Below are 9646 nucleotides of genomic sequence, written 5' to 3'. Positions count from 1 at the left end.
ATATACAACTATCTTGTTCTGCTCTGAGATGGATACTAGAATCAAGAAATACGCTTGATATACCCGAAAATCAACTTGATGAAGCAGTTGATAAAGCAGCAATTTTACTTGCAACAGTATATAGAGATAAAGAAAGCTTACCTATAATCACAGATTTATCATTTGAAAGACATAGAAAAAACTGTTTTAACCATGACCTAATATGGGCTCTTTTTGAATCCAAAGATATTAACAGTATTTATTTAGTCGCAAATAAGCTACTATCTTCTGAGCCAAAGGATGTACTTCTAGCTCGTAAGCTTTTAAGCTTTGTACCTGGAATGAATGATATCCAATTTTCAAATAACCAACAAATGTATTCCTATTTTAACAACTGGCTAGAAGAAAACAGAGCATTTTTACGCTATACTGGTGAAAGCTACAGTCTAAAAAGCGACCCTGTTTTTTATGAAGTAGTATTAGGAGCAAAGTATTTATGTAAGCCTGTTGCCATTGAAACAGGACAAATCCTTCAAAAACTAACTACAGAAGAACAAGGGCTGCTAGATGAATTTAATAGGCTTGACAACTATACCCAAACCCTTCTAGCATGGTATTCATATAATATGCACCACAAAGATAGAAGTTGGTGGAATATGTGGCTGTCTTATACGATTCCATATCAGGTTATGTATGCAAATGCTTGGATAGGAGGGGTACAATGATTAGGATTTCAGGACGTACAGTAACTCCAGAAAATATCTTTAATCAATACTCTCTAAATAGAATTCAAAGAGATATAGTCACAACTATGGCATCTAGCAATTCTAGATATGATTATACATCCTTAGACCAGCTTAAGTTCGAGTTAGATTTACGTATGAGCATAATTAATGCTTCTAGAAAACTTAATAGTAGTGGTCTTGCCTTTAGAGTATTTACGAAGTCCTTCTGTAATAGGGATTTTTGGACCCGTACTAATGAAGGTGGATTTCTATTAAAAAACAATGTAAAGCCAAGTGAGGCAATAGAAGATATCTTTAGAAATGGACGCAAATATGGTACTGAATGTGCTACTGCAATGGTAATAATTTATTATAAGGCAGTGTTAGATATATATCCAGTAGAGCTATTTAATTCAATGTTTACAAATATACAATTAATGAACTGGCACTATCTTAATAGAAACTTGGGCTTAAACAATTATTCTAATCCTCCTGATTATTTCCCTGGAGATTGCAGATACTTTAAAAATCCTGATGTAAATCCATTAAGGGCATATTTACAAGGGGAAAATGCTATAGATTTAGGTGATGGAACCTATTACGCACATGGAATGGGAATCACTACTGGAAATGAAATAATTAGAATTTTAAATAGGAATAGAAAAACAGGTGCAAGAAGATCAGCTTATTTGATGGATACTGCAACTAGGCCTAATTTTAAACACCTGCATTCTAGGTATCATAGTTTTACACGGAGTTAGTTGAAAAAATTTTCAGAATGTCTTCCTGAGCACTAGCGAAGGATCTCACAATTTAACTATTGCCATATACATGAGATTCTTCGACTAGGTCTCAGAATGACCTCTAAAAGGAAACCTTTAGAAGGTACTTAATTGATATACTAAGCGTCAGTCAAGGATTTCTTTAATAATCAAATAATGAAAGCTGTTCAAGCTTCAAGCTTTCTAAATTAGATACAGTAAGACCTATTAATCTAATATCATGCTCTATTTCTATTTCTTGTAATAGATTAACTGCAACTTCAAATATGTCATCAAAGCTACTTATATAATTATTTAAGGTTTTACTCTTAGTGCGAGTCTTAAAGTTTACGTCCTTAATCTTCAAGGTTATGGTCTTGCCTTGAATACTTCTATTCTCTAAGGCTGACTCTAATTCCAGTGAAAAGTCGTGTAAATAACTCTTTAAAACATCTTTATCCTTTGTATAGTCGGAAAAAGTAGTTTCAGTTCCTAAGGATTTTCTTTCACGTGTTGTATTGACTTTTCTATAGTCAATGCCACGAATTCTATTATATATTTCACTACCAGCCTTTCCAAAGAACTCTATTAAAAACTCTTCGGATAGTCTCATTAAGTCTTCTATTGTGTAGATACCTATATTGTTCAATTTTTTAGCAGATTTAGGTCCTATACCGTATACTGATTTGACTGGAAGTGGTAGTAAAATGTCTGGTATCATATTCTCTGTTATTACCTTTAATCCATTAGGCTTATTCCAATCAGATGCTAGCTTAGCCAAAAACTTATTATAAGAGATACCTATGGATAGTGTTAATCCTGTATTCTTCATTACCTTTCTCTTTATTTCCTCGGCAATTTTAATAGGATTATCCTCTACATCTGTAATATCAAGAAAAGCTTCATCAATAGACAAGGGTTCTACTAAATCAGTAAACTCATATAGAATATTAAAGACCTGTTTAGAAACTTCCTTGTATCTTTCCATTCTTACAGGTAAAAAACATCCATTTGGACATCTTTGCTTAGCCATGAAAATGGGCATAGCAGAATGGACTCCATATTTTCTAGCATTATAGTTGGCAGTAGTTACAATACCATGATTACTAGTTCCCCCTACAATAACAGGAAGCCCCTTCAGCTTTGGATTATCATGCTCTTCTACAGATGCATAAAAAGCATCCATGTCTACATGAATGATATTTAGTTTTTCTGATAGAGCTATTTTTTGAGTGGAATGCATTTTATCACCTCGATGTGCAGCTTAAAAGAGCTTTTAACTGATACCTTTTATATTGACTAACTATATTATAGGCAAAGGTCTGTTTTCTGTAAAGTTTGAAGTTATAGTTGCTATTACTAATGTTTAGCACAAAAAATCATCCCTAGTTTAAAAGAAATAAACCGGGATGATAAAAAGCTTAGTCTGATTTATTATAATATGTTATAAATGGCATGATACTATATGTCCAGACGATACTTCCTTTGATTTAGGCTCTATTTCGTTACATTTCTTCATTGCGTATTTACATCTTGTAACAAATCTACATCCTGATGGTGGATTTAGAGGGCTAGGTATATCTCCGTCTAAGGCCTTTATTGGCTTTTTCTTAGCTATCCTAGGATTAGGCTTAAGAACAGAGGATAAAAGCGCCTGAGTATAGGGATGTACTGGATGATTATAAATCTCTTCGCTAGGACCTACTTCAACAAGTTTTCCTAAGTACATTATACCTATACGCTGTGATATATGTCTTACCATAGATAAATCATGGGCTATGAATAGATAAGTTAGATTCATTTCACTTTGTAAATCTTCTAGCATATTTACCACCTGTGCTTGTATAGAAACATCTAAGGCAGATATAGGTTCATCACAAAGAATAAACTCTGGGTTAGTTGACAATGCCCTTGCTATGCCTATTCTTTGTCTTTGTCCACCACTAAATTCGTGAGGATATCTATTCATATGATTCTCATTTAATCCGACCTTCTCTAGTAGCTCAAGTACTCTATCTCTTCTTTCTTTTTTACTTCCCATATTATAGACATCTAAAGGCTCTGATATAAGTTTCTCTACTGTCAGGGTAGGATTTAGAGATGCATAAGGATCCTGAAATATTGCCTGCATTACCCTTCTATAAGGTCTCAATTTTGCTTCACTTAGCCTTGCAATATCTTCTCCCTTATACAGTATTTCTCCATCTGTTATATCAAAAAGTCTTATAATACTTTTACCAGTAGTAGATTTACCACAACCTGATTCTCCTACTAAACCAAAGGTTTCACCTTTACTTATATGAAAACTAACATTATCTACTGCTTTTAAATATCTAGTTTTATCTAAAATAGATGATTTTTTTACTGGAAAGTATTTTTTTAAATTCTTAACTTCTATTAGCTTATTTCTATTTCCCATGATTCTCACCTTTTCTACTTATGGAATTATCTAAGAGCCAGCACATAGCTCTATGTCCTTTTCCATCGGTATAATATTCTGGCTCTTTCTTTTCACAAATCTCCATCTTATAAGGACAACGTTCTGAAAAAGGACATCCTTTAATTTCTGTAGATATATCAGGAGGATTCCCCTTTATAGGTACAAGTCTCTGTTTTTTCCCATGCTCAATATCTGGCAAGGATTGAAGTAATCCTTTAGTATAGGGATGCATTGGATTAAAGAATATGTCCTCTGTACTTCCCTCTTCCATTATAAGTCCTCCATACATTACTACAACTCTAGAACATGTATTTGCTACAACTCCTAAATCATGAGTTATGAGAATGATAGAAGTTTTTAGCTTTTCTTTTAATTCCAGTAAAAGTTCAAGTATTTGAGCCTGAATAGTAACATCTAATGCTGTAGTAGGCTCATCTGCAATTAATAAATCTGGCTTGCAGCTTAGAGCCATAGCTATAATAGCCCTTTGTCTCATACCACCGCTGAACTCATGGGGATAATTGTGATATCTTTCTTTGGGTGATGGAATTCCAACCATGCTGAACATTTCTATAACTTTTTCTTTAGCTTCACTTTTACTTAGTCCCTGATGCCTTCTTATAACATCAGATATTTGATTTCCTACTTTAAAAACGGGATTTAATGATGTCATAGGGTCTTGAAATATCATTGCAATATCATTACCACGAATTTTCATCATTTCCTGTTCACTTTTGTTTACTAGATTTTCTCCCTTATAAATTATTTCACCATTAGTGATTTTACCATTTCCTTTAAGGAGCCTCATAACAGACAGAGATGTTACAGACTTTCCACTGCCTGATTCCCCTACTACTCCTAGGATTTCGCCTTGATTTACGTCAAAGCTTACTCCTCGAATTGCTTTAACTTCACCACTATGGTTGAAAAAAGAAACATGCAAATCTTTTATTTTAAGCAAGGACTTTTTCATACAATAACATCCTTTCATATTTTCCTAATCATTGTTTGCCTTTGGTTCAAAGGCAACTCTAAATATATCTCCTAACACATTAAAGCTTAATACAGTAAGAAGTATTAAAAGTCCTGGAAAAATCGCTAAATAAGGTGCCTCTTCCATATATCCTTGTGCGTATTTAAGCATACTTCCCCAAGAAGAGTTCGGTTGGCGTACTCCTAATCCTAAAAAACTTAATGATGATTCTGTAATAATAGCACTAGCTATATTTAAAGTAGAGGCAACTATAATTGTAGGAAAAATATTAGGAATAATATGCCTTCTTATAATTACTAAAGGTCTTTCTCCTATTATCTTGGAGTATGATACGAACTCTCTTTCTTTAATTGAAATAGTCTCTCCTCTAACTATTCTTGCAATACTCATCCAACTAAATAATCCAATAATAATAATGATATTTTGTATACCGGGCTTCAAATATGCATTCAATATAAGGATAAGAAAAAAAGTAGGTATGCACATTAGTATATCAATAGTTCTCATAATAATACCATCTATTTTTCCCCCAAAATATCCACTAATAGTACCCACTATAGTACCTATGCTTGTAGAAATTATCATTGATAAAAAACCAACTGTTAATGACACTCTTCCTCCATACAAAGCACGAGTAAAATAATCCCTGCCAAGTTCATCTGTACCAAATATATTAGAACTTGTAGGAGGTGACAGACGATTCATTACATCTATTTTATTGGGATCATAAGGAGATAAAAAGGCTAAGGCAGAGGCAATTGTAAGAATTAAAATTACTACAATTGCTATTATTCCTAGCTTATTTTCTACTAACTGATACTTTAGATTAGACTTTAATCTCTCATTCATTAATTAACTCAACTCCTTAATTCTTGGGTCTGCAACTCCATACAATATATCTGATAATAGATTTCCTAATATGAGTATTAATGAAGAAAACATTGTAATAGCCATAATTAAAGGATAATCATAGCTAAATATAGCTTTCATACCTAGTAGTCCCATACCAGGCCATCCAAAAATACTTTCTGTAATAAAGGCTCCAGATACTAATCCAGGTAATGACATTCCCAGTATTGTAATAACAGGTAAAATTGCATTTTTCAAGACATACTTATACAATACTTCTGTTCTACTAGCACCTGATGCATACTCAACCGTTACATAATCCTCTCTTAATTGACTAATAGTACTTGACCTAACATATCTAGCAACTACTGCTATGTTTTGTATGCTTAATACTAAAGTTGGCATGATTCCATGCTTTATAAGGTCCCAGGTACTATGAACTCCTATTGTTCTCATACCAATGCTAGGTAACAAATTCAATTTTAGAGATAAAAAATATATTAGCAACATTGCAAACCAAAAACTTGGTATAGAGATCCCAAAATAAGAACCAATTGTAATTAACTTATCAAAGAATTTGTTGTGATTAGCAGCTGAAAAAAGACCTATTACAGTTCCAAACACCATTGAGAATACTAATGATGTTAGCATAAGTCCAATAGTTGCAGGTAGTCTTTCTATTATCTGTATAGCTACTGGTCTATGATTAACTAAAGAATAGCCTAAATCTCCTTTAAGAACATTTCTCAGCCATCGTATATATTGAATATAGATAGGGTCATTGAGTCCCATATTTTCTCTGATTTTCTCAATATCTGCAGGTCCCATTTCTGGAGTTATATATGCTTGAACTGGATCTCCTGGTGCTAATTTAATAAGAAGAAATGAAACTATTGATACGGCAATGAGCATTGGTATAGCCTGTAGCATTCTTTTTATTATCAATCTTCCCACCAAAATTCCTCCTAATATAACTACAAAAGTAAACTGAAAATCAGTTTACTTTTGTAGTTTTTTATACTATTCCATTTTGTATAATTTAGATAAATCTTCGAACATAGTAATTGGAACTAGCTTTGCCTCTTCGACTCCTCCAAAGTCACTGCTTACTGCAACTATTGATTTTGGATATACAATTGGATATACAACCATATCGTCTATGATTTGTTTTTGAATTTTTTCATAAATTTCAGCTCTTTTAGCTTCGTCTGTTTCAATTACACCCTGATCCCAGATTTGGTCTAATTCTTCATTTACATAGCCCATGAAGTTATTAGAACTTCCAGCAGTAAATAATGGGCTATATCCATTTGGTTCAAGTCCCATAACAAACCCGTTATATGCTAGATCAAAATCTGTTGTTGTAGCATCAATGAATTTTTGTAGGAAAGCTCCTCTTTCCATTGGAATAAGTTCGAGCTCCACTCCTATTTTTTGTAGTTGTTGTTGCATAATAAGACCATATGCTTCTTGTTCTTTGCTTGAATTTGTATATGCTAGCCTTAAGCTAAGATTTTCATATCCTGCATTAGTAAGAAGTTCTTTTGCCTTCTCAACATCATAGTCGTATTTTTCTACATTATTTGTATAATATTTTGTGTTTGGTACAAATACTGAATAGGCTTTTTCTGCGTATTCTTCAGATTTATAAACTCCTGTTACTATTTCATCCTTATCTATAGCATAAGCAATTGCTTTTCTTACATCTTCATTCTGTAAAGCCTCATTTGTTAATCTAAACACCATGTTATTCAACATGCCTTCATCAAAAGTTCCAACATAAAACTTATCATTATTACTAAACTTGTCTATATCATCTGTAGTTATATATCTAGCACTAAGCTCTCCATTTAATAGTGCAGTATTTGCAGAGTTTGCATCTGCTATTACTCTAAATACTACTCCATCAAGATTCGGTTTTCCATCAAAATAATCATCAAATCTCACTAATTCTACTTTTTCCCCACTCTTAATTTCTTTAAATTTAAATGGTCCTGAACCAACAGGTGATAAATTTTTCTCACTCTTAGCTAAATCAGCTTCGCCTTCAAAAACATGCTGTGGTATAGGACGAAGTCCTGAGATACTGCTCATAAATGGTGCTGATACCTGTGGTAATATAAAGTCTACTGTTAATTCATCAACTTTCCTAACTTCTATTGGCTTTCCATCTACTAAAAACTTGCTTCTTAAATGAGAGTTTTGGTTTTCATCTAGTATAGAATTTATTGTAAATACGATATCGTCTGCAGTTATAGGCTCTCCATCATGCCACTTCAGCCCTTCTTTAAGCTTTAGTGTATGTGTTAAGTAATCTTCTGAACTCGTCAAACTTTCTGCTAAGTAATAACGTGTTCCATTTGCATCTATAACAAGTAATGGTGCATATAGTGCATTATTTATAGTCATAGTTACTCTATCCCCGGCATATAATGGATTCATTACATTAGGGTCACTTCCAATTGCAAAGATAAATATACCTCCATCTACTTTTGCTTTCTCTGCTGGTTTATCAACAACATTTTCAGGTATATTATTAGGTTCTTTATTTTCTACTGTATTGCTACATGCTGTCACGAACAACATCATCAAAGCAATCGCTAATAATAACCATCTTTTATTCTTCATATAATACTTCCTCCTCTTACTGTAATTTAGTAGTTTCTTCTCTAGTCCAAGGTTATTATAATATTTAGTTAACCATGAATCAAATTGGTTTATTCTATAAACCTATTAACCAATATAGATAACGTAAATAGACTCAATTTTCTATATTAAATGAAAACAGTTTTTTATCCTTAAATATTCTTTAAATTGAATAACAAAGCAATCTTTATATTGTTATTGTATAAAATAATAAAGACGGTTCTTATTACTTTTATAAAAGCAAAAAGAACCGTCAGACTAAACAAAAACCGTCACCCTGACACCCCACTACTTTTCCTGTTATTAACATTTTTATTTACTTATTCATTTCATAGTAATCCATCGTTGAAGTTTCCACAAATCCACAGGACTTATACAGGTTAATAGCATTAATATTAAGTGATTCAACTTGAATCATTATATCCTTACAATTATATTCTTTAAGTTTTTCTATGGATCTGATTAAAGTTTCTTTGCCATAACCCTTTCCACGGTGTTCAGGAAGTATTCCAAAACCATAAATACTGCCTACATTACCAATAGCTAAATTAATCTTGCCAATAGGTCTATTGGCAACCTCAGCAATGTAATATATTATTCCTAGTTTTTCTTCATCCTCTGGCATTATAATATTCTCTTCCTTATATTCTTCATCAAAACACTTGCAGTATATTCTTTCAATTTCCTCTGCATCATCATTGGTTGCTTTTCTTAAAACCACTTTGTTAGATTCTATTTTTAGTTTTGTAAAATCTCTTAAATACATTTCATGCTCTGAATAAGCATATTTAGCACCTGTTGATTTGATAAACTCTAATCCAGAAATAGAGCTATTATCACTTAGTAATTCCATTTTAGGTGATTGTCTTTTGAGCCATTCATCTTTAACTAAAGAAAATAGCCTCCTAAATACACCTTTTCTTCTATACTCGGGATGAACCATGCCATGTACCTCAATAGCATCTCCTCCAAAATCACATATACCAATATACCCTATGAGTTCATTGCTATCATTATAATACATGAATTCATTAATCTCATTTGTATTACTAGGTTTTGACTCTGCTAGTTGTAACTTATAATCAATTTCTAATTTTAAATTTACTTTATCTGTTTCCATACAAAGCTTCTGTAGTCCACTAATATCTTCATAATCTTTCTGATGTAAATTTTCTCTCAATTTTATATAGTAGTTTCCTAACTCTTTCATAATTTTTTACTCTCCCCTAAACCTTTCAATCACTTCATTTCT

Annotated in this window: 9 protein-coding genes; 2 read left to right on the top strand and 7 right to left on the bottom strand. The window is 32.4% G+C overall.

Going from position 1 to position 9646, the window contains the following annotated elements:
• Window positions 1-704, top strand: a 704-nt coding sequence (locus tag DW1_RS15470; protein WP_074349539.1) for a hypothetical protein, incomplete at its 5' end; no start/stop codon positions are given.
• Window positions 701-1465: a protein-glutamine gamma-glutamyltransferase gene (locus DW1_RS04975; RefSeq protein WP_074349538.1), complete on the top strand. Its 765-nt coding sequence runs from the start codon at window positions 701-703 to the stop codon at window positions 1463-1465. The genes DW1_RS15470 and DW1_RS04975, both read left to right, overlap by 4 nt.
• Before the next feature lie 163 nt (window positions 1466-1628).
• Here the strand turns inward: DW1_RS04975 and DW1_RS04970 are convergent, their stop codons facing one another.
• From DW1_RS04970 to DW1_RS04940, 7 genes are all read right to left on the bottom strand, one after another.
• A complete protein-coding gene (locus DW1_RS04970) occupies window positions 1629-2708 on the bottom strand; it encodes a DNA polymerase IV (protein WP_074349537.1) in 1080 nt (359 codons plus the stop codon).
• 201 nt (window positions 2709-2909) lie between these two features.
• A complete protein-coding gene (locus DW1_RS04965; protein WP_074349536.1) occupies window positions 2910-3884 on the bottom strand; it encodes an ABC transporter ATP-binding protein in 975 nt (324 codons plus the stop codon).
• The gene (locus DW1_RS04960) at window positions 3874-4878 is read right to left on the bottom strand and encodes an ABC transporter ATP-binding protein (protein ID WP_074349535.1); all 1005 of its coding nucleotides are present in this window, start codon (window positions 4876-4878) and stop codon (window positions 3874-3876) included. The genes DW1_RS04965 and DW1_RS04960 overlap by 11 nt, the downstream gene beginning before the upstream one ends.
• Window positions 4879-4902: 24 nt before the next feature.
• A complete protein-coding gene (locus DW1_RS04955) occupies window positions 4903-5748 on the bottom strand; it encodes an ABC transporter permease (RefSeq protein WP_074349534.1) in 846 nt (281 codons plus the stop codon).
• 3 nt (window positions 5749-5751) lie between these two features.
• Window positions 5752-6702, bottom strand: a complete 951-nt coding sequence (locus DW1_RS04950) for an ABC transporter permease (RefSeq protein WP_074349533.1) — start codon at window positions 6700-6702, stop codon at window positions 5752-5754.
• Between the two features lie 66 nt (window positions 6703-6768).
• The gene (locus DW1_RS04945) at window positions 6769-8376 is read right to left on the bottom strand and encodes an ABC transporter substrate-binding protein (protein WP_074349532.1); all 1608 of its coding nucleotides are present in this window, start codon (window positions 8374-8376) and stop codon (window positions 6769-6771) included.
• Between the two features lie 334 nt (window positions 8377-8710).
• Complete coding sequence (locus DW1_RS04940; RefSeq protein ID WP_143474357.1) at window positions 8711-9604, bottom strand: GNAT family N-acetyltransferase; 894 nt, start codon at window positions 9602-9604, stop codon at window positions 8711-8713.
• Between the last annotated feature and the right edge of the window lie 42 nt (window positions 9605-9646).

Origin of the sequence: Proteiniborus sp. DW1 (assembly GCF_900095305.1) — a bacterium.
Taxonomy (GTDB): Bacteria; Bacillota; Clostridia; order Tissierellales; family Proteiniboraceae; genus Proteiniborus.
The sequence above is the reverse complement of the archived record's forward strand: the minus strand, read 5'-3'. Positions and strand labels throughout refer to the sequence as shown.

Coding starts and splice junctions, on each gene's coding strand:
- DW1_RS04975 (WP_074349538.1), top strand. CDS start 701: ATGATTAGGATTTCAGGACGTACAGTAACTCCAGAAAATATCTTTAAT.
- DW1_RS04970 (WP_074349537.1), bottom strand. CDS start 2,708: ATGCATTCCACTCAAAAAATAGCTCTATCAGAAAAACTAAATATCATT.
- DW1_RS04965 (WP_074349536.1), bottom strand. CDS start 3,884: ATGGGAAATAGAAATAAGCTAATAGAAGTTAAGAATTTAAAAAAATAC.
- DW1_RS04960 (WP_074349535.1), bottom strand. CDS start 4,878: ATGAAAAAGTCCTTGCTTAAAATAAAAGATTTGCATGTTTCTTTTTTC.
- DW1_RS04955 (WP_074349534.1), bottom strand. CDS start 5,748: ATGAATGAGAGATTAAAGTCTAATCTAAAGTATCAGTTAGTAGAAAAT.
- DW1_RS04945 (WP_074349532.1), bottom strand. CDS start 8,376: ATGAAGAATAAAAGATGGTTATTATTAGCGATTGCTTTGATGATGTTG.
- DW1_RS04940 (WP_143474357.1), bottom strand. CDS start 9,604: ATGAAAGAGTTAGGAAACTACTATATAAAATTGAGAGAAAATTTACAT.